General features: G+C 42.8%; 17 protein-coding genes. 12 read left to right on the top strand and 5 right to left on the bottom strand.

The genetic code is table 11. The features are described from left to right. Positions 1–60: 60 nt before the first annotated feature. From citD to I6758_RS00170, 4 genes are all read left to right on the top strand, one after another. Positions 61–336 (top strand): citrate lyase acyl carrier protein, encoded by a 276-nt coding sequence (gene citD, locus I6758_RS00155; RefSeq protein ID WP_196603194.1) that lies wholly within the window; start codon positions 61–63, stop codon positions 334–336. Further along, the gene (locus I6758_RS00160) at positions 333–1,244 is read left to right on the top strand and encodes an aldolase/citrate lyase family protein (protein ID WP_231038429.1); all 912 of its coding nucleotides are present in this window, start codon (positions 333–335) and stop codon (positions 1,242–1,244) included. Before citD ends, I6758_RS00160 begins: the two co-directional genes overlap by 4 nt. Continuing rightward, complete coding sequence (gene citF, locus I6758_RS00165; RefSeq protein ID WP_196603195.1) at positions 1,241–2,797, top strand: citrate lyase subunit alpha; 1,557 nt, start codon at positions 1,241–1,243, stop codon at positions 2,795–2,797. The genes I6758_RS00160 and citF overlap by 4 nt, the downstream gene beginning before the upstream one ends. A gap of 348 nt (positions 2,798–3,145) precedes the next feature. After that, positions 3,146–4,009, top strand: coding sequence for a LysR family transcriptional regulator (locus tag I6758_RS00170; protein WP_196603196.1), 864 nt, complete (start codon positions 3,146–3,148; stop codon positions 4,007–4,009). 74 nt (positions 4,010–4,083) lie between these two features. On the opposite strand, the gene murB is transcribed toward I6758_RS00170, so the two are convergent. The 5 genes from murB to I6758_RS00195 form a co-directional block, all read right to left on the bottom strand. Next, entirely contained in the window at positions 4,084–5,001 is a 918-nt protein-coding gene (gene murB, locus I6758_RS00175; RefSeq protein WP_196603197.1) for a UDP-N-acetylmuramate dehydrogenase, read from the bottom strand. Positions 5,002–5,025: 24 nt separating this feature from the next. Beyond that, positions 5,026–5,511, bottom strand: coding sequence for a tRNA (cytidine(34)-2'-O)-methyltransferase (locus I6758_RS00180; RefSeq protein WP_196603198.1), 486 nt, complete (start codon positions 5,509–5,511; stop codon positions 5,026–5,028). Positions 5,512–5,524: 13 nt separating this feature from the next. Continuing rightward, complete coding sequence (locus I6758_RS00185) at positions 5,525–7,594, bottom strand: polyribonucleotide nucleotidyltransferase (protein ID WP_196603199.1); 2,070 nt, start codon at positions 7,592–7,594, stop codon at positions 5,525–5,527. A 243-nt stretch (positions 7,595–7,837) separates the two neighbouring features. Then, positions 7,838–8,116 carry a 30S ribosomal protein S15 gene (rpsO, locus tag I6758_RS00190; protein WP_196603200.1) on the bottom strand — a complete coding sequence of 93 codons (279 nt, stop codon included), beginning with the start codon at positions 8,114–8,116 and terminating at the stop codon, positions 7,838–7,840. 150 nt (positions 8,117–8,266) lie between these two features. After that, entirely contained in the window at positions 8,267–8,971 is a 705-nt protein-coding gene (locus I6758_RS00195; protein ID WP_196603201.1) for a tetratricopeptide repeat protein, read from the bottom strand. A gap of 267 nt (positions 8,972–9,238) precedes the next feature. Between I6758_RS00195 and I6758_RS00200 the strand changes: the two genes are divergently transcribed. The 8 genes from I6758_RS00200 (at position 9,239) to I6758_RS00235 (ending at position 19,865) form a co-directional block, all read left to right on the top strand. Beyond that, positions 9,239–10,366 carry a hypothetical protein gene (locus tag I6758_RS00200; RefSeq protein WP_196603202.1) on the top strand — a complete coding sequence of 376 codons (1,128 nt, stop codon included), beginning with the start codon at positions 9,239–9,241 and terminating at the stop codon, positions 10,364–10,366. Between the two features lie 75 nt (positions 10,367–10,441). Then, entirely contained in the window at positions 10,442–11,293 is an 852-nt protein-coding gene (locus tag I6758_RS00205; RefSeq protein WP_196603203.1) for a PRC-barrel domain-containing protein, read from the top strand. A gap of 166 nt (positions 11,294–11,459) precedes the next feature. Beyond that, positions 11,460–12,683 (top strand): VanW family protein, encoded by a 1,224-nt coding sequence (locus I6758_RS00210; protein WP_196603204.1) that lies wholly within the window; start codon positions 11,460–11,462, stop codon positions 12,681–12,683. A gap of 107 nt (positions 12,684–12,790) precedes the next feature. Next, positions 12,791–13,981 carry an MFS transporter gene (locus I6758_RS00215; RefSeq protein ID WP_196603205.1) on the top strand — a complete coding sequence of 397 codons (1,191 nt, stop codon included), beginning with the start codon at positions 12,791–12,793 and terminating at the stop codon, positions 13,979–13,981. Between the two features lie 151 nt (positions 13,982–14,132). Then, a complete protein-coding gene (gene gyrB / locus I6758_RS00220) occupies positions 14,133–16,052 on the top strand; it encodes a DNA topoisomerase (ATP-hydrolyzing) subunit B (RefSeq protein ID WP_231038441.1) in 1,920 nt (639 codons plus the stop codon). Between the two features lie 229 nt (positions 16,053–16,281). Beyond that, on the top strand, positions 16,282–16,914 hold the full coding sequence (locus I6758_RS00225) for a precorrin-8X methylmutase (RefSeq protein WP_196603207.1): 633 nt from the start codon (positions 16,282–16,284) through the stop codon (positions 16,912–16,914). Between the two features lie 4 nt (positions 16,915–16,918). Then, complete coding sequence (locus I6758_RS00230) at positions 16,919–18,316, top strand: cobyrinate a,c-diamide synthase (RefSeq protein ID WP_196603208.1); 1,398 nt, start codon at positions 16,919–16,921, stop codon at positions 18,314–18,316. 22 nt (positions 18,317–18,338) lie between these two features. Continuing rightward, positions 18,339–19,865: a cobyric acid synthase gene (locus I6758_RS00235; protein ID WP_196603209.1), complete on the top strand. Its 1,527-nt coding sequence runs from the start codon at positions 18,339–18,341 to the stop codon at positions 19,863–19,865. The last annotated feature ends 4 nt before the right edge of the window (positions 19,866–19,869 follow it).

Here is a 19,869-nt window from a genome sequence, read left to right on the forward strand (position 1 = left end):
TTTGGAATATATTTTAGAGGAAAGATCATTGGATAGTGATGATTTTTAGGAGGGGACGCCATGATAAAAGTATTAAAAAAAACCGCCCAAGCAGGATTTGAAGAAAAAAATGACCTGATAGTAGAGGTTTCTCCACTGCAGGCTGAAAGCGGAATAATTATTGAATTGCAGTCACCGGTAAAGAATCAATACGGCAGTCATATTGAAACATTGATAAAAGATACGGTAGCAGCTGAGGGTTTTTCTGATGTTCAAGTCAACGTATCGGATAAAGGCGCATGGGATTATACGATAAAGGCAAGGATAATTGCCGCACTTGAAAGGGGGATGGCATGATGAATGATCCGAAGACAAGACTGCGCAGGACAATGATGTTTGTGCCGGGCAACAGTCCTAAAATGATCAATTCAGCGGATATTTACGGAGCGGACAGTCTTATGTTTGATGTGGAAGATGCCATTGCCGTCACGGAAAAAGATACGGCAAGATATCTTGTTGCCAATGCATTAAAAACACTTAAGTTCCATTCGGAAACTGTGGTAAGAATAAATCACCCTACACAAACGCCTTTTGGCATCGATGATTTGAAAGTGATTTTACCGGCGAAACCGGATATGATACGTCTGCCAAAAGTGGAAGATGTTTCCGAGGTAGAATTGGTCACAGGTGAAATTGAACGAGTTGAAAAGGAAAACGGCTGGCCGGAAGGCACAATAAATATTATCGGCGCTATCGAAAGTGTCAAGGGGCTTTATAATGTAAGAGAAATCTGCAGGCATCCGCGTTTGATCGCCATTGCATTAGGTGCCGAGGATTTTATAGCCAATTTGAAAACCCAGCGGACGAAAACGGGAATAGAACTTTACTATGCTCGTTCTCAGATATTAATGGCGGCACGCGACGCTGAAATTCAATGTATGGATACGGTGTTCTCAGATGTGAGAGATATGGAAGGGTTTGAACGTGAGGTGACTAACAGCCGCGATATGGGATTTGACGGTAAGTCTGTCATACATCCAAAGCAAATTACGGAAGTTCATCGTATCTATACCCCGGATGATAAACAGTTGACACATGCACTTAAAGTTTTGGCGGCGTTTGATGATTCTCTTAAAAATCATAAAGGAGTGCTGGCTGTCGATGGCAAGATGATCGACGGGCCTATTGTCGTCAGGGCGCAGCGCATAGTCGATCAGGCGAAGGCAGCAGGGATTGATGTTGAAAAAAAGAGGGAAGAAATATGAAAAATGCAGTAGGACGTGAAATCCCGGCTCATATTTCGGGAATAAGTAACACAAGACTCTATGAAGGCACGAGTGCGTATACTCCTGCACATACCGGGGCGGGTAAAAAGCTTCGTGCGGGAAAACCACATACAGATAAAATTTTAAAATCAATAGATGAGGCAATAGAAAAAACAGGTTTGAAAAACGGGCAGACTATTTCTTTTCATCATCATCTACGCAACGGTGATTATGTAATGAAAATGGTGATGGAATGTATTGCCGCAAAAGGAATAAAGGATATTACCATTGCGTCCAGCTCGCTTAGTCCATGTCATGACTTTTTGATAGATTATATTAGGGACGGCACAGTGACAGCTCTGGAATCCAGCGGACTCAGAGGGCAATTGGGAAAATATTTGACAAAAAATCCGGGGGCTTTAAAAAAGCCGACAATAATACGTTCGCATGGTGGGAGAGCCAGAGCAATTGAAGCGGGTGAACTGCATATTGATACGGCGTTTATGGCCGCACCGACATGTGACAGACAGGGGAATGCTACGGGGCGCATCGGCAAATCAGCGTTTGGGTCCATGGGATATGCCATGATCGATGCCGCTTATGCGGATAAGGTGGTGCTGATCACGGATAATCTTGTGAATGACCCGGTATATCCGTATAGTATTCCGCAGACACAGGTGGATTATATCGTTCCGGTGGAAGCGATAGGTGATCCTGAAGGCATCGCATCGGGGGCAATACGCATAACTAAAAGTCCTACACAATTGCTCATAGCTGAATATGCGGCTGAAGTGATGGATGAAACGGGTGTTTTGAAGGATGGTTTTTCCATGCAGATGGGCAGCGGCGGAGCTTCTTTGGCAGCGGCCAAATTTATCCGTGAAAAAATGGAAGATCAGAATATTACGGGCAGTTTTGGTATAGGCGGTATAACTGGGATTTTTGCCGATATGCTTAAGGACGGGCTGTTTAAGGCTTGTTATGATGCTCAGACTTTTGATACGACTGCCGTAAAGTCATTATCGGAAAATCCTAATCATATTGAAATATCCGCTTCTTTTTATGCCAATCCATGGAATGCCGGACCAATAGTAAATGATCTTGATGTGGTAATATTGAGCGCCACGGAAGTTGATCTTGATTTTAACGTAAATGTTATCACTGATTCCAATGGTATATGCATGGGTGCATCGGGCGGGCACAGCGATACTGCGGCAGGAGCGGCACTTACTATTATTGTTGTGCCCTTGATACGGGGCAGACTGCCAATGATCAGAAATCATGTCCAAAATGTTGTCACACCGGGAGATGACGTGGATGTCATCATCACTGAAAGAGGGCTTGCCATTAACCCTAAACGCACAGATCTTATCGAAAAACTCAAAGACAGCAAGCTGCCCATAATGAAGATCGAAGATCTGCAGCAGCTGGCATATGCTTTTGTCGGCAAACCGGAGGAAATAAAATTGAGCGATGATGATAGGGATATAGTGGCTGTGGTAGAATATAGAGACGGCAGTATACTTGATGTGATCCGTAAGCCGTTGGTTTGAATTTTCTTTCAGACTGGGACAGGATAAAAGTGTCAGCGTTTTGATAGTCTGGGAAACTGAGTATATTGACTGCTGTAAAACAAATCAAGGGTATCAGTTATTTATGACACCGTATGAATAAAGATTTGTTTCACAGCAGTCTTTTCTGCGTGGTGAAAAATCAGCGCACATTGAGCTCAGTGGCAAACTAATCAGGGGATTTAATAACCAATGATTAATTTGTACTGTGCGTTCATGCGGACAGACTAATTAAATCAGTGTTTTCTTAATTATGAGGAAAGAGGAGTTCCTTATCGGAATACCGAATTTAAAATGAAAGTAAATTATTTAAAGGCAGTTGAATTTTAAATGGAAGATCGGGATTGGCAGATAATTCAAAGGATATATATAGAAAAAAATATAACTAAGGCCGCACAGGCATTATATATGTCGCAGCCGGCGCTGACTGCCCGTTTGCAGCATATTGAACGTGAATTCAATGTGCGGATTGTTCACCGCAGTACAAGAGGCATTCAATTTACACCGGAAGGGGAATACCTCGTTGAAAAGGCCGCGCAGATGACGGATCAAATGCGGCATATAAAAAATGAAGTGCAGGAGCTTTTCAGTGAAAATGCCGGGACATTGGAGATAGGGGCGTCAAATTATCTTACTATGTATGTTTTACCTGTATTGCTTGAACAATTTAAAAAAAAGTATCCTGCGGTAAAATACAGAGTAGTAACAAGCTGGAGCAAAAACATTTTTACATTACTCTATAATCAAAAAATACAAGTGGGTTTTGCCAGTATAGATTATGGCGGGTGTAAAAATAAGCATCTGATGTTTGAAGAGCCCGTGTATATGGTTTACAGAGAACCGTTCGCTATGAGTGACTTGCCCGAACTGCCGCGGATAGAGTATGACAGCGATTATCTGCTGAAAGGGCAGTTGGACAAGTGGTGGAGGGAAAATTTTAAGAAACCACCTCAGGTAAGTATGCATGTGTCAAATTTAGAGAACTGCAAACGAATGGTTGTTCATGGACTGGGATATGCTCCTTTGCCTGCGCATATTATCAGGGAGCACAATGATATACTGCACAGGCTGACAATAGTAGAAAAATCAGGTGATCCTATAACACGAAAAACTTGGATGATTCATAGTGATCTCAATAATGATATGCCGATTGTCAAATTGTTTGTTGACTTTGTGAAAGAATACACATTGTAATAAAAAACTTATGCCGGCGATATAAAATCGCCGGCATAAGTTTTTGATGTGACTGTAAATAATCAACAGGATAATTATTTTTCACCTATAAGGCGCACTTCGGGATAAAGCTTTACACCGTGTTTCTCATAAACGCGGCGCTGAACTTCAGCTATCAAGCGCAAAACATCTTCGGCAGTGGCGTTGCCGGTGTTGACTACAAAACCGGCGTGCTTGTCAGAAATTTGTGCACCGCCGACACAAAAGCCTTTAAGGCCTGTTTGATCTATCAAAGTGCCTGCATAGTATCCTGGCGGACGCTTAAATGTAGAACCGGCACTGGGCAGCTCTAAAGGCTGTTTACTTTCTCTTTTTTCGGTGAGATCATCCATAAGAGTAATGATCTCATTCTTCTTTCCTTTTTGCAAGGTGAATTCTATTTCACAGATTATATTTTCGTTTTCTTGAAAAATACTGTGCCTATAGCCAAAATCCAGAGCGGAAGCATCGTAGCGGACGATGCTTCCATTTTTATTCACAGCTTTCACAGCCGTTACAATGTTTTTGATTTCGCCGCCATAAGCGCCGGCGTTCATATATATTGCACCGCCGATACTGCCGGGGATGCCAACGGCAAATTCGAGACCTGTCAGGAGATGTTCTGCAGAAAATTTAGCGGCATCACTTAAAAGAGCACCGCAGCCAGCGTAAAGTTTTTCTCCTTCGCAGTGCAAGCCGGACATTTCAGCGCCAAGCTTAATTACTATGCCGCGGATCCCTTTATCGAGAACCAGAATATTTGACCCATTGCCGATTATCGTGCACAAAACAGCGTATTCATTAACCAGCTGCATGATTTTTTCCACTTCATTTATGGAAGCCGGCAGAACAAGACAATCAGCCGGACCACCGATTTTAAAAGTGGTTTGTTCGGACATGGGGGCATCGATCAGAATCCGTTCGGCAGGAAGAAAAGTTTTTAGTTTTGCTATACAATTGTCAAGACTGGGCAATTAACTCATTCCTTACGTTGCAGTTCAAATTTTCCTCAGATAATCGCTGGATTTCTTCAAAGCAGTGAATGATTGCTGCCTGAGTGCCTCATAGACCACTATGGATACAGAGTTTGAGAGGTTTAAGGAGCGGGCCTCTGCTATCATTGGGATGCGGACACAGCAATCGAGATGATCTTTTAAGATAGCTTCCGGGATGCCGGCATCTTCTCTGCCGAAGACCAGCATATCATCTTTTCCGTATGCAGCATCTGTATAGGTGCCGGGTGCTTTAGTAGAGAGATAATGATAGGATGAAGAGGGATAAAGAGACAGCACTTCTCCGAAATTTTTGTGGTAATGTATTTTTAATAAATGCCAATAGTCAAGTCCTGCACGTTTCAAGTGCTTGTCATCTGTAGAAAAACCAAGCGGTTCGACGAGATGGAGTTCACAGCCTGTGGCTGCGCACAGACGTGCTATATTGCCTGTGTTTGGCGGTATCTGCGGTTCGATAAGTACTATATGCATTTTCTGACCTGCCTTACAATAATACCTTATGGGAAAGATTGACTCGTCCCTGTCCGTCTATTTCTGTGACCTTGACTTCAAATTCATCGCCGATGCTTACGACATCTTCCACTTTGCCTACGCGCTTGGTATCAAGCTGGGAGATATGACATAAACCTTCTTTGCCGGGAAGAACTTCCACGAAAGCGCCAAAATTCATTATACGTGTAACTTTTCCCTTGTAAACAGCACCGACCTCTACTTCTCTGGTCAGCTCTTTTATTATGTCGACAGCTTTTTTGGCGCTGTCCTGACTTACTGCTGTTATGCGGACAGTACCGTCGTCCTCAATGTCTATCTGTACGCCGGTTTCATCGATGATTTTTTTGATGATTTTGCCGCCCGGCCCGATCACATCACGTATTTTATCAACAGGAATGTTAATTGTCGTGACACGCGGAGCGTAAGGTGAAAGTTCTTTGGCCGGTTCGTCAATGGCTTCCATCATTTTTGCGAGTATGTGGGCGCGACCGCGTTTTGCCTGCTCCAAAGCAGACGCAAGAATCTCACGTGTTATGCCGGTAAGCTTTATGTCCATTTGAATAGCTGTTACACCGTCTTTAGTGCCGGCTACTTTGAAGTCCATATCACCAAGTGCATCTTCCATTCCTTGAATATCAGTGAGAATAGTATAGGCATCACCGTCTTTTACCAAGCCCATAGCAACACCTGATACCGGTTTTTTTATCGGAACACCGGCATTCATAAGAGAAAGTGTGCTGCCGCACACACTGCCCATAGAACTGGAGCCGTTCGATTCCAGAATTTCGGAAACTAACCGGAGTGTGTAGGGAAATTCATTTTCTGAGGGGATTACAGGAACAAGTGCTCTTTCCGCAAGGGCACCGTGGCCTATTTCGCGTCTTCCGGGGCTGCGCATGGGACGTGCTTCACCCACGCTGTAACCGGGGAAGTTATAGTGATGGATATAGCGTTTGGATGTTTCTGTTCCCACACCATCGATGATCTGTTCATCACCCAGCGGTCCAAGCGTAGTGACCGTGAGTACCTGCGTCTGACCACGGGTGAAAAGACCGGAGCCGTGTGCGCGGGGTAGAAGTCCGACTTCACAGCTTACAGGACGTACCTCATCAACTTCACGTCCGTCCGGACGGATTTTTTCATGAGAGATCATTTTGCGGACTATTTCCTTTACGAGTTTATGCAAAACAGCACTTATTTCCATGGAGGAATCAGGATATTCTTCCAGAAAATGTTCAAGAGCCTCTGCTTTTACCTGAGCAATATGTTCATCACGGCGCAGCTTATCACTGTCACGTACAGCTGCGTTGAGCTTATCATGGGAATATTCACGTACTTTATTTACTATTTCCTCTTCAGGCTGGAATAGTTTAATATTGCGCTTTTCTTTGCCGCATGTTTCTACCATATTCTGCTGGAATTCTACCAGTTTCTTTATTTCCTGATGACCGAACATGATCGCATCCAGGATAACTTCTTCCGGTAATTCATTGGCGCCGGCTTCAACCATCATGACGGCATCGTGTGAACCGGCAATTGTGAGGTTAAGGTCTGACTTCTCTCTTTCCTCTACAGTAGGGTTGACAATAAATTTGCCGTCTATGCAGCCGATACGTACACCTGCAATAGGACCCTTAAAAGGAATATCAGAAATGGAAAGGGCAGCCGAAGCACCGATCATGCCGGCTATTTCGGGGGGATTATCCTGGTCTACAGATAAAACGGTAGCTACTATCTGTATATCATTTCTGAATCCATCGGGAAAAAGAGGCCGTATAGGCCGGTCAATAAGCCGGCTGCATAAAATAGCGGATTCTGAAGGACGACCTTCTCTTTTGATGAAACCGCCCGGAATCTTACCGACAGCGTACATTTTTTCTTCATAATCAACCGTCAGAGGAAAAAAGTCTATTCCCTCACGCGGCTCGGCGGATGCTGTGGCTGTGACAATGACGACTGTCTCACCGTAGCGTACGAGTACGGCACCATTCGCCTGCTTGGCCATTTTTCCGGTTTCTATGACGAATTTACGTCCACCAAGTGTAGTTTCAAAACTGTGCATAATATACCTCCTAAATAACTTGTTGCAGCAATTGTGCACAGTAAACAGTGAAATATCTGCTTAATAAATAGAATCAAACAAACATTTCACTATCCACTGGACACACTGCAAAATCATGTAAAATATAAAAAGCGGGGACTGGTCCATTATACAAATAGACAACAGCCCCGCTTTTTCGATAATCGCTAATGTCGGCTCGTATAACTGATTTTGAAAAATCGAACAAAATTAGATTTCAGATAATTATCTTTTGTTAGCTTTGCCGATATTCAATTTCTTTAAAATAGCACGGTAACGTTCAACATCATTATCATATAAATAAGCTAAAAGTCTGCGGCGGTGACCAACCATTTTAAGAAGGCCACGGCGTGAATGGAAATCTTTTTTATTGGCTTTTAAATGATCTGTCAAATAAAGTATGCGTGCGGTCAGAAGAGCGATCTGCACTTCTGGTGATCCGGTGTCGCCCTCGTGAGTTGAATTGTCTTGAATAATCTGTAATTTTTGTTCCTGTGTAAGCATTAAAATCCTCCTAAAATTTTCATTCCTGTTGACCAGGCAGCCGTTGGAGTTGTCGGCAACCGCGTCAAAGGAGATATATTATTTCTTAAAAAATATATCACAAAATGAAGCAACTGTAAACAAAAATATATTGAATGTAATGGATGTTCTTTAAATATCCCATTTGACAGATGACGGGAGAGGCGTGGATAAATCGATCTGCTGGAGTATCCATGAAGCATTATCATGCGTTGCGCTCATTGCATCTTCTAGGGCACTTTTATTTTTCATTGGCACATCCATATAGGATAAAGCTTTTTTCATCATTTCGACAGAATCTGTTGTATGAAAATTAGCCGCTGCAATCTGGGCCAAAAAACGATAGCCATAATAAAGATAGCTGATATGTTTTACAGGTAAATTCGCGTAGGCAGTTATTTTGTCTTCTACTTCATCTGCAGCAAGATCTGTTTTGTGCAGCCGGGTAAGAATATTCCAGCGATCGGCCCATAGTTCGCCTCGCAAGATATATTTGTATAAAAAATCATTTTCCTCGGCAAGCTCTATAGCTTTGTTAATATAAATAAGTGCATGGTCAAGTTCCTTTTCATCGAGCATGATCATGCTCAGATGCTGCAACGCATAAAGTTTCTCTTCTATATCCTCTCCGCTGTTCTCATCCGGTTCTGTTTCAACTATTGAGCGGAACAGCTCTACGGACTCTGATTTTTTGTTAAACTCCGGCAGAACAAGAAAATGGGCAAGCCGGGCCCTTGCATGCCAATCATCAAAACCTCCGGCAAACAGCGCGGCAGGTGGTTTTGCTTTGGAATCCATTATAAGATGGGTCAGTTCATGAAATTTATTACTGTTCATAAAAAAGCTCCTTCTGGTACGTATGTTCGGAAATTGAAAGAAAAATGCTGCATTAAAAGAAAGCGTCAGCGGAGAAAAACTTTTAAATTATTATAGCATATATATAACTATAACTGAAAGATTATCTGAACTATACAATTGCAAAATCCATGTATACGTTGTAAAATAAAATAGTTGATTTATAGTTTGATAATTTTGTTGATTATCCCCGCTTATGGGGCTGCTTTATATTTGAAAGTAAATTCCGTCTGCAAGGTTGTGAATAAAATGCTGACAGTATTTTTAGGAACAGCTTTAATGGTAGTTTTAACCAGTGTTTTTTTTATATACAGTTTTTTTGCTTTATGCAAAATACAGCTGGAATTGAAGGCTATATCATTAGCGGCAGTTATGCCGTTTTTGTTTATATTTGCTGCATGGCCTCTGACCAGATATATTGAGGTGCCATACTATGCTCTTATAGCGGCAGTTGTTTTTCTGACAGCGTTTGCGGCCACGTTTTATAATAAAAAACTTGTTGAAGACAAAAAAAACTTTAGCAAAAGTCAGAACGAGATGGCTGCGTATGGGCATACTGTTCCTCTCTGGGAAAAATTACCGGTAATGGTAAGCAATCCTCAAAAAATCATTATTGAAAATTTGTGTTATAAAAATGGAAAAACAATCAGAACAGATCATCAGGATAATATTTTACATAATATACCCGATCAAGAGAAAATCAGGCATATGCGTACGACGCTGTCAGATAAATTTTACACGATGAGGGCTTCGCTGTGCAGCGGTACAGATGCAGCTGATACCAGAACTATCAGAAACAAACTGTATTATCCGGTGGTGCTGAGGCAAAAAATGGATCTGAGTATGCAGGGGTGCGGGTACTGCTTTATGAAGAAGGCAGCAATAGTACGGAGCACCATTGCCAGATATAAGCTGCCGGTACCGCTGGACAGAGCGGAAGTTCATACTGTAGCACTTTATCTTCCGGATAGAAAAAAAGAAAAGGTAGCGGCTTTGGTGGCAGGGGTGCATTCCATAGATGAAATTCTCAATTATGTGTATGAGCAGAATGAGAAAAAAGAATATGCAGCTTCTCTGTATGCATTGAAGTGCAGCCTGCCTAAATACAGGGAAAGTGCCTATGCCCCTTTTATATGCATTGAAATAAGCAATATTTATAAAAAATTCGGAGCATTTATCAAGGCAATGGTTATATTGATGGCGGCTCTTCATCTGCCGGCGGTATGCGAGGATATTTCTATGCGGCAGGGCTTTGAAAAACAGATTGCTTATTTACAGAAGCTTGTGCATATTTTGGCTGATGCCGGTATGATCATGACACCTTTTGGAGAAATACCGGGAAAATATTTTACAGAAGCGGAAATATATAATAGATAATAATTTCTGAAATCAGGCTGAGCTATATTGTCTGGCTGCCGGAAATTTACTTAAAAAACGGAGGGACTCTATTAAATGAAAAAGAGTGAAGAATTTTTGGGATTGCCCATTATCAGTATTACAGAAGGCCGTGAATTGGGAACAAGCAAATCCCTCTTAATTGACGCTGAACATGGCAGCATAGCTGCTATAGTTATTGAAGATGAAGATTGGTACCGTGGAGTTAAGCTCCTGCCCTATCCCTCTGTTGTAGCAATAGGGCATGATGCAGTTACTATCACCAGCAGTGAAGATATACTTATATTGGATGATGCTGTTGAATATGAACCGTTTCTTGATCAAAACATACGTATTATAGGTACAAAGGCGATAACCAAGGGAGGAACTATCCAAGGTGTTGTATCGGATATATTTATTGATGACAACGGGAAAATAGCTAAAGTGGTTCTGGGACAGGAAGCAGATACGCAAAAGGAAATAACAGCTGAGGAAATATCGATTTTTGGCAGAGAAGTTACGATTATTGATAGTGCCGTTCCCGGCAAAACGCCTGTTCAAGAAAAGCAACAGGTATCGGTGCAGGCTAAGGATGCGCCAAAGCCTGCAGTACAGCAGCCAAAATCCCCAAAAATAGCAGAACCGGTAGCTGCCGTTGAAAAAAAGGAAGAAGAAAAAACGGTTAAACCAGAAGTAAAAAGCTCACCGACCCCAGGAGCTGTTCCCGTTGAAAAGGAAACCCCTTCTGTCACTGCCAGCTCTGCGGAAGATAGGCATCGCCGCTTTTTGCTCGGGAAAAAAGCGACAAAACGGATTACTACGGACAACGGCATAGTCATTGTCGAAGAAGGTGCGGATATTACGGAAGAAGTTTTGCAAAAGGCTAAATTAGCTAATAAGTTTATAGATCTGTCTATGAATGTAAAATAAAATCCCACCTTTAGGAAAATTCTGTCGGAATGTGATTTGTCATAAATTTCGACAGGTAATGTATGCTTTTCTGAAAGAGTATGTTGGCGATAGATCTCTATTTATGAAAGCTCCTGCGAAAACAGGGGCTTTTTATAATCTGCAAGTGATTGTGGGAGTGGTTTTTTTGTATGGACATTATAAATCAATAATCATAGTGGTGGTTTTATCTGTCTTTTTGGTAGCAATATGTTCATCGGCATTAGCTATAAAAAATGCACCGGGGATCGCCTATGGAGTTCATTCAGGAGATGTTGATCTAGCCGGGCTGGATGAACGGACTGCTGCCAAAAATATTTCTGAAAAGTTTATGAAGGAAACTAAAAACGGCGTTATTATACTTAATTATGACGGTAAATCATGGACGATAAAGCCTGATGACATAGCTTTGATCTGTGACAACGGTAAAACAGCTGAAATGGCAGCAGCTGTTGGAGTGAGCGGCAATTTTTTTAAAGATGTTTTTGATAAGTTCATCTGCACCTACCAGGGGAAAAATGTACCACTGCAAATAACGTATGATCAAAATAAATTGAATTCCATCATTACCAGACTGGCCTCATCTATCAATAAAGAACCTGTTGATGCATATGCTTATACCGATGGCACTGCCGTCGGTATAAAAGGAGAAAAAGAAGGGAAAAAGATAGATGAAAAGCAGCTGACGGACATTATCAATGAAAAAATTGAGTCGGGGATTTATCCTCAAACTTTGGATATCCCGGTCAGTATCACAAAAGCAGCTGTGGAAGCCGGAGCCCTTGAGCAGATAGATACGGTGCTGGCAGCTTATACGACACATTTCAACACCGGCGATGTCAATAGAAGTGCAAATGTGGCGCTTGCCGCTAAAAATCTTTCGGGAACGCTGCTTACGTCAGGAACAGTTTTTTCTTTTAACAAAACTGTCGGGCCAAGGCTTGCCGCAGCCGGGTATCGTGAAGCTCCTGAGATCATAAATGGCAAGGTCGTTCCGGGCATCGGCGGCGGAGTATGTCAGGTCAGTTCTACTCTTTATAATTCTATTTTGCAGGCTGGTCTTACACCTGTTGAGCGGACAGAGCATTATCTGCCCGTCGATTATGTGCCGCGTGCTTTTGATGCCACGGTAGCTGATGGATTCATAGATTTTAAATTCCGAAATAATCTTAAACATAGTGTATATATTTCTACAAGGACAGAGAATGGTGCACTGACAATTTTTATCATTGGCAGTAGTGATGATAAGGCGCAGGCAGCCGGGATAACACTGAAAAACTATTATAATGGTGATGGTTCGGTATCTGCTTATCGAATCTACAGACAAAATGGTAATATTGCCAAAAAAGAATTTTTGCATACGGACAACTAATAGAGATAATAGCAGCTGTGGCTCAAACGCAAAATTATTTTATGAAGAAGCGGCAGAAGCTGGATTAATGAAGAAAGAATAAAAAAGTATCTGAAGGGAGATATTTTATGCAAACGAGACGAAGCTGGAAGATCGTCTTGGCTATTTTAACCTGTAACGTGGTTTTGATGTCAGCAAGTTATACTATGCTTATCCCATTTTTGCCTCTTTACTTGATAAAAGAGCTGGGTGTGGCACAGTCAGATGTGAATATGTGGAATGGTGTGATTTTTTCCGTGTCTTTTTTTATAGGGGCGATCATGGCACCTATCTGGGGAAAAATATCCGATAAAAAAGGACGCAAACTGATGGCGGTGCGTTCAAGTATAGGGCTGGCTATTACATATTTTCTGGGAGGTATTGTTACATCACCGGAACAGCTTTTCATGGTGAGAGTCCTTCAGGGATTTGCGGCGGGACTATGGGCTTCAGAACTGGCTATTGTATCGGCATCGGTACCGGCGGAAAAAATGGGACTGAGTCTGGGAATTATGCAGGCAGCGCTGACCAGCGGCGGTGTAATAGGTCCGCTGCTGGGCGGAGTGCTGGCAGAGGTATTTGGTATGAGAGCATCCTTTATGATAGCAGGCGGAGCCTTGTTCACTATATCCTTGATAACTATTTTTTTTGTTCAGGAACCACCGCGTGAAGCAGGAGATGTCGTGGACAGAAAATCGGTCAACCAAATGGAGCTGCTGAAAGAACCTGTCATAAGACAAATGCTTATTCTGGCTGTTCTGGTGCAGATGGTGATTTTGATTCTGCAGCCGATAATAACTTTATATGTAGCACAGCTGCGCGGCAGCATGGAGAATATAGTATTGATTGCCGGAGCCGTTTTTTCTCTTGGGGGGATTGCTGCCTCCATTTCGGCGCCTGTATGGGGGAGAATGGGACAGAAAAAATCATTTGGCAAGATAATGTATGTGGCTATGGGCGGAGCAGGCATCTGTATGCTTATACAGGCGATTCCCAATAATTTGTTCCAGTTTGCTGTGATGCAGTTTGCCGGTGGATTATTTTTTGCCGGCATCAATCCATCTATTAGTGCAGTGCTGGCAAGTAATACAGGAAGCTCGGTCAGAGGCAGTATCTTCGGCATGCTGTTTTCCGCACAGCAGCTTGGTTCTATGGCAGGACCTCTGCTGGGAGGAGCCGTTGGCACATATTGGGGATTGAAAGAAGTTTTTGTTGTGGCAGGTGCTATTATGATATTGACGAGTACTTTTGTATGTTTTACCCGGAAAGAGATATATTGAAAATACTGTTGGGCAGGAGAGCCTGTTTGATAAAAACCTTAAAAAATGATAAAATGTTAAGTATATAAATTAGAAGGATGATGTTATGAGCTTAGATGAAAATAAAAATGATCCGATTGATTTATCCGATATAAAAATAAATCATGAAGAAATGAGCAGTGAAGTAACGGCCGTAAAAAGCAAGTATGATGCAAAGCAGATTCAGGTGCTCGAGGGTCTTGAGGCCGTGCGGAAGCGGCCTGGTATGTATATCGGCGATCAATCGTCTCACGGGCTGCATCATCTGGTATCTGAAGTGGTTGACAACAGTATAGATGAAGCCTTGGCTGGATATTGCACACATATTGAAGTTACAATTCATAAGGATAACAGTATAACTGTATCTGATAACGGCAGAGGGATACCTATTGATATGCATGAAAGTGGTAAACCTGCCGTTGAAGTTGTATTGACTATTCTCCATGCCGGCGGTAAATTCGGCGGCAGTGGGTACAAGGTTTCAGGTGGGTTGCATGGTGTCGGTGTATCAGTAGTCAATGCATTGAGCAGGGAAATGGATGTGCGGGTAAAGCGTGGCGGAAAAATATACGGTATATCCTTCGCTTATGGAATGACTAAGGTTCCTTTGCATGAAATAGGCACAACTGAAACGACTGGAACCACAGTCCGCTTCCAACCGGATGACACTATTTTTACGGAAACGGTATATGATTACGATATTTTAAAACAGCGTTTGCGGGAATTGGCTTTTCTAAATTGCGGTATTCATATAACACTCACAGATGAACGCGATGAATCGGACAGAACAGAAGTATTCTACGATGAAGGCGGCATTTCTTCTTTTGTAAAATATCTTGACCGTAATAAAGATATTTTAAGTGAGGAGCCTGTCTATTTTAATGGGCAGAAGGACGATACTATTGTTGAAATAGCATTGCAGTATACTACAAGTTATTCTGAAAATATTTATGGTTATGTAAACAATATTCATACGGAAGAAGGCGGTACACATCTTGCTGGCTTCAAAAGCGCGCTTACGCGCGCAGCCAATGATTTTGCACGCAAACAGAATATTTTGAAAAATAATGATTCAGCTCTAAGCGGTGAAGATGTACGCGAAGGGATAACCTGTATCATTAACCTTAAAGTACGGGAACCGCAATTTGAAGGACAGACTAAGACTAAACTCGGTAATTCCGATGTGCGCGGAATAGTGGACTCTATTGTAACAGAAGGATTAAACGAGTATTTTGAGGAAAATCCTGCTATTACAAAAAAAATAATTGAGAAATCAATCATGGCATCACGGGCGCGTGAGGCCGCCAGAAAAGCACGTGATCTCACACGTCGTAAAAATGCATTGGAAGTAAGTTCTCTGCCGGGGAAACTGGCCGATTGTTCGATAAAGGACCCTATGCAGGCGGAAATATACCTGGTCGAAGGTGACAGCGCCGGCGGATCTGCGAAGCAGGGACGTGACCGTCGTTTTCAGGCTATCCTGCCTTTGCGAGGCAAGATACTCAATGTTGAAAAAGCACGGCTTGACAGAATTTTGAATAACGAAGAAATCAGGACGATGATAACTGCTTTCGGCAGCGGTATCGGTGAGGATTTTGACATAGAAAAAAGCCGCTACGGCAAGATAATTATCATGACGGATGCTGATGTGGACGGTGCTCATATACGTACATTGCTGTTGACTTTTTTCTATAGGTATATGCAGCCTTTGATCAAGAACGGCCGTGTGTTTATTGCACAGCCGCCTTTATATCAGGTAAGGAAGGGTCGGCAGCATTGGTATACTTACAGCGATGAGGAATTGTCGCTGAAACTGGATGAAATAGGCAGAGACGGTATAACTGTGCAGCGCTATAAGGGCCTCGGTGAAATGAATCCTGAGCAGCTTTGGGAGACTACTATGGACCCTGAGGGAAGAACTGTTCTGCGCGTTGATCTGATGCAGGCTGAAGAGGCAGACAGTATTTTTTCCGTGCTGATGGGGGATAAAGTTGAACCGCGCCGCCGTTTTATTGAGGAACATGCAGATTTAGTACGCAATCTTGATTTGTAACCTTTATATCTGATTAGATTCCGTGTTGACAACCATATGACTGTCAACACGGAATTTTTGTGTGTCAGTATATGACGTGCAATGTTCATTTAAAGGGCGCAGATTGTTTTATATTTTTCGTTATGCTATACTTTTACTCAACGTCTAACGTTTCTGTGCAGCGGTCTTTTTATTGACTGCAACTGCGTCTGGGATCATAACAACTTTGGATATCGGGGAGATTTTTAATATGGAATTCATAAAAGAGCCAATGGCTATCGAAAATCGCAGTATGGAGATAATTGCACCATATTTGGCAAAGCTTTCATTGAATGCTGATGAGATAAAATTGTATTCTCGCATGATTCATGCGTCAGGAGATGTCGGCTATGCTGATATTATAAAGATAGGCGGGGGCAGCATAGAAAAAATGAAAACTGCGCTGAGAGACGGATGCAGTATATATACGGATGTTGAGATGGTAAGAACAGGCATCAATAAGAAGAAACTGGCTTTCTGGGGCGGAGAAGTAATTTGTAAAATAGCGGACAGCCAGATAGCTGTTACCGCAAAAGCAAAAGGTATCACACGTTCAATGGCAGCCATGCGTTATTTTGGCAAGCAATTGAACGGAGCAATAGTGGCTATAGGCAACGCACCGACAGCTCTCTTTGAAGTTATCAGGATGATGGAAGAAGAGAATATACGGCCGGCGGCCATTATCGGCACTCCGGTCGGTTTTGTCGGCGCGGCTGAATCAAAAAAAGCTTTGGCGGAGTGTTCTTTGGTGCCGTTTATAACTGTAGAAGGCACCAAGGGGGGCAGTCCTATTGCCGCTTCCTGCGTAAATGCAGTAATGTATATGATAGATAACAGCAGGTAACTACATGGCAGATTACAGTGTACCGCGTATCGTTTTTGCAGCTCCGCAGAGCAGCTCCGGAAAAACAACTGTCGTTACGGGTATTTTAAGGGCTTTGCAGCAAAGTGGACTTAAAGTACAGCCTTTTAAGATCGGTCCGGATTACATAGATCCTTCTTACCATTCCGTTGCTGCCGGCCGGCCGGGGCATAATCTTGATACATGGCTTGTACCAAAGGAAAAAATAACGGAGTTGCTTATAAAAACGGCATCTGATGCGGACATAGCCGTGATCGAAGGAGTAATGGGACTTTATGACGGCGGGAAAAATGGAGTGAGTTCTACTGCTGAGATTGCAAAATGTTTAGAGGCTCCAGTGATTCTGGTGATAAACTGCCGTTCTATGGGAGAAAGTGCCGCGGCGTTGGCACTGGGCTTCAGAGAATATGATCCGGATATTAATTTTGCCGGAGTAATATTGAATTGCCTGGGGTCGCCCACACATGAACAAATGATTCGTGAAGCAATGAAGTGTCTTGGAATAAGAGTTTTTGGCAGCATATGCCGGGACGAAAGCATGAAAATGCCGGAACGGCATTTGGGACTGACTCCTGCGGGCGAGAAGGATACAACTGAAAAAATAAAATATATTGCCGAAAAGATAGATGCGCAGGTCGACCTGGAACAGATAATCAAGACAGCCGGAAAAGCGCCAGCGTTGTTTTTGTCCGAATCCGGCAATAATAAAAGTATCCCAAAGCGTGTGCGGATAGCGGTAGCGCATGATGAGGCATTTTCTTTTTATTATGCGGCGGGACTGGATGTGCTGAAACTTTACGGAGCAGAAATAGAATTTTTCAGTCCTCTTCATGACAAAAAACTTCCTGTTTGTGATGCTGTAATTCTGGGCGGCGGTTTTCCTGAATTATTTGTTGAGCAACTGTCAGCCAATATTCTTATGCTTCGTGAGCTGCGCCGCGCTGCTTCAGATGATATGCCTATTTATGCTGAATGCGGCGGTTATATGTATTTGATGAAGGAAATAGTTGATTTTGATGGTAATATTTGGGCAATGGCTGATATTATACCCGCCAGGGCGGTCATGCAGCGTAAATTGCAGACTGTCGGCTATGTAACGGCGCAGGCACAAAGGGACAATATTCTCATGCCTGCGGGGTCTTCTCTGCAGGGCCATGAGTTTCATTTTTCCGTGCAGGAAAATACCGATGAGGATTTTCCGTGGGCCTTTGTTTTTACAAAAAACAGAAATAATGCACGGTACAAGTCCGGCTACGCGACTGAAAATATTTTGGCATCGTATCTGCATATGCACTTTCTCGGGGTGCCCTCTGCTGCAGAACGTTTTATAGATATGGCGGATAGATATAGGCAAAACAGGATAAAAACTGTCTCGGACAAGTAAAACAATTTGGGAGAGATTCGGGATGACAAAATATATAATGCTGCAGGGGACATCGTCTCACGTCGGCAAAAGCATACTGACGACAGCTTTGTGCCGTATATTTTTCCAGGACGGTATAAATATAGCACCTTTTAAAGCACAAAATATGGCGCTTAATTCTTATGTGACAGAAGATGGCAGAGAAATGGGACGTGCTCAGATAGCTCAGGCAGAGGCAGCCGGCCTTGAGCCATGTGTAGAAATGAATCCCGTATTGCTGAAACCCACCGGAAATTCTTGTTCTCAGGTCATACTTATGGGGCGTCCTGTGGGAAATATGTCGGCAAAAGAATATCATCAGGGATATTCTTTAAAAGCTTTTGAGACTGTAAAGAAAGCTTTGGCAAAAATGCAGGATCGTTTCGAGATGCTGGCCATCGAAGGTGCAGGCAGTCCGGCCGAGATAAATTTAAAGGCGAATGATATTGTAAATATGCGCATTGCCAAACACCTGAATGCACCAGTACTTTTGATAGCCGATATAGACAGAGGCGGTGCTCTGGCTTCACTGGTCGGTACTTTGGCACTGCTGGATGATGAAGAAAGAAAACTTGTAAAAGGGCTTGTGATAAATAAGTTTCGTGGCGATATAAAATTGCTGGAACCGGCTCTTGATTTTCTTGAACGGAAGACAGGCAAGCCTGTTTTGGGCGTTGTGCCTTATTTGGAAAATCTCGATATTGATGATGAGGATTCTGTATCGCTTGATGATAAAGATAAGAAAGTGAATAAAGAAAATGCTGTATTGAAAATTGCAGTCATTCGCACACCTAAGATATCAAATTTTACAGATTTTGATGCTTTATCGCGAGAGGAAGATGTAAATCTTTATTATGCAAGTACAGCGGGACAGCTTGGTAGCCCCGATCTTATTATTCTTCCCGGCAGTAAAAATACGACGGAAGATCTGCTGTATCTGCGCAGCAGCGGTCTCGAAAAATGTCTGAAAGACGCACATGAGAATAAGGTGCCTCTTGTGGGCGTCTGCGGCGGTTATCAGATGCTCGGCAGCAAAATACGTGATCCATATCATACCGAGTCGGCGCATGATGAGGTTGATGCGTTGAATTTTCTGCCCATGATAACTACTTTTGCCGAAAAAAAAGTCACCTCGCAGATCAAAGCGCAGGCGATGGACTGGCAGTTTTTGGGAGAAAAAGCCAGCTTTGCGGAACTGAACGGATATGAAATACATATGGGATTGACCGATTTTGCGGATGAGGTCAGGCATCCTTTTGTGATAAATATGCGGGGAGAATGCCCGGTTAATAAGGTTGACGGTGCTGTCAGCGCAGACGGTTTTATCATGGGGTCTTATATACACGGGATTTTTGATAACGATGAGTATAGAAGGACCTTATTGAATATCCTTCGCAAAAGGAAAGACCTGCCTCCGCTGCCGGCAAGTCAGAATTATGCGGCGCAGAAACAGGCGGCCTATAATAGACTGGCACAGACAGTGAGACAGGCACTTGATATGGAAAAGCTGAAAAAGATAATAGACGGATGATCGG

The sequence above is a fragment of the Pectinatus haikarae genome, assembly GCF_015732185.1.
Taxonomy (GTDB): domain Bacteria; phylum Bacillota; class Negativicutes; order Selenomonadales; family Selenomonadaceae; genus Pectinatus; species Pectinatus haikarae.

What these genes read in the sequence shown, in the direction of transcription:
- citD (WP_196603194.1), top strand. Translation starts at nt 61, where the DNA reads ATGATAAAAGTATTAAAAAAAACCGCCCAAGCAGGATTTGAAGAAAAA.
- I6758_RS00160 (WP_231038429.1), top strand. Translation starts at nt 333, where the DNA reads ATGATGAATGATCCGAAGACAAGACTGCGCAGGACAATGATGTTTGTG.
- citF (WP_196603195.1), top strand. Translation starts at nt 1,241, where the DNA reads ATGAAAAATGCAGTAGGACGTGAAATCCCGGCTCATATTTCGGGAATA.
- I6758_RS00170 (WP_196603196.1), top strand. Translation starts at nt 3,146, where the DNA reads ATGGAAGATCGGGATTGGCAGATAATTCAAAGGATATATATAGAAAAA.
- I6758_RS00180 (WP_196603198.1), bottom strand. Translation starts at nt 5,511, where the DNA reads ATGCATATAGTACTTATCGAACCGCAGATACCGCCAAACACAGGCAAT.
- I6758_RS00185 (WP_196603199.1), bottom strand. Translation starts at nt 7,594, where the DNA reads ATGCACAGTTTTGAAACTACACTTGGTGGACGTAAATTCGTCATAGAA.
- rpsO (WP_196603200.1), bottom strand. Translation starts at nt 8,116, where the DNA reads ATGCTTACACAGGAACAAAAATTACAGATTATTCAAGACAATTCAACT.
- I6758_RS00195 (WP_196603201.1), bottom strand. Translation starts at nt 8,971, where the DNA reads ATGAACAGTAATAAATTTCATGAACTGACCCATCTTATAATGGATTCC.
- I6758_RS00200 (WP_196603202.1), top strand. Translation starts at nt 9,239, where the DNA reads ATGCTGACAGTATTTTTAGGAACAGCTTTAATGGTAGTTTTAACCAGT.
- I6758_RS00205 (WP_196603203.1), top strand. Translation starts at nt 10,442, where the DNA reads ATGAAAAAGAGTGAAGAATTTTTGGGATTGCCCATTATCAGTATTACA.
- I6758_RS00215 (WP_196603205.1), top strand. Translation starts at nt 12,791, where the DNA reads ATGCAAACGAGACGAAGCTGGAAGATCGTCTTGGCTATTTTAACCTGT.
- gyrB (WP_231038441.1), top strand. Translation starts at nt 14,133, where the DNA reads ATGAGCAGTGAAGTAACGGCCGTAAAAAGCAAGTATGATGCAAAGCAG.
- I6758_RS00225 (WP_196603207.1), top strand. Translation starts at nt 16,282, where the DNA reads ATGGAATTCATAAAAGAGCCAATGGCTATCGAAAATCGCAGTATGGAG.
- I6758_RS00230 (WP_196603208.1), top strand. Translation starts at nt 16,919, where the DNA reads ATGGCAGATTACAGTGTACCGCGTATCGTTTTTGCAGCTCCGCAGAGC.
- I6758_RS00235 (WP_196603209.1), top strand. Translation starts at nt 18,339, where the DNA reads ATGACAAAATATATAATGCTGCAGGGGACATCGTCTCACGTCGGCAAA.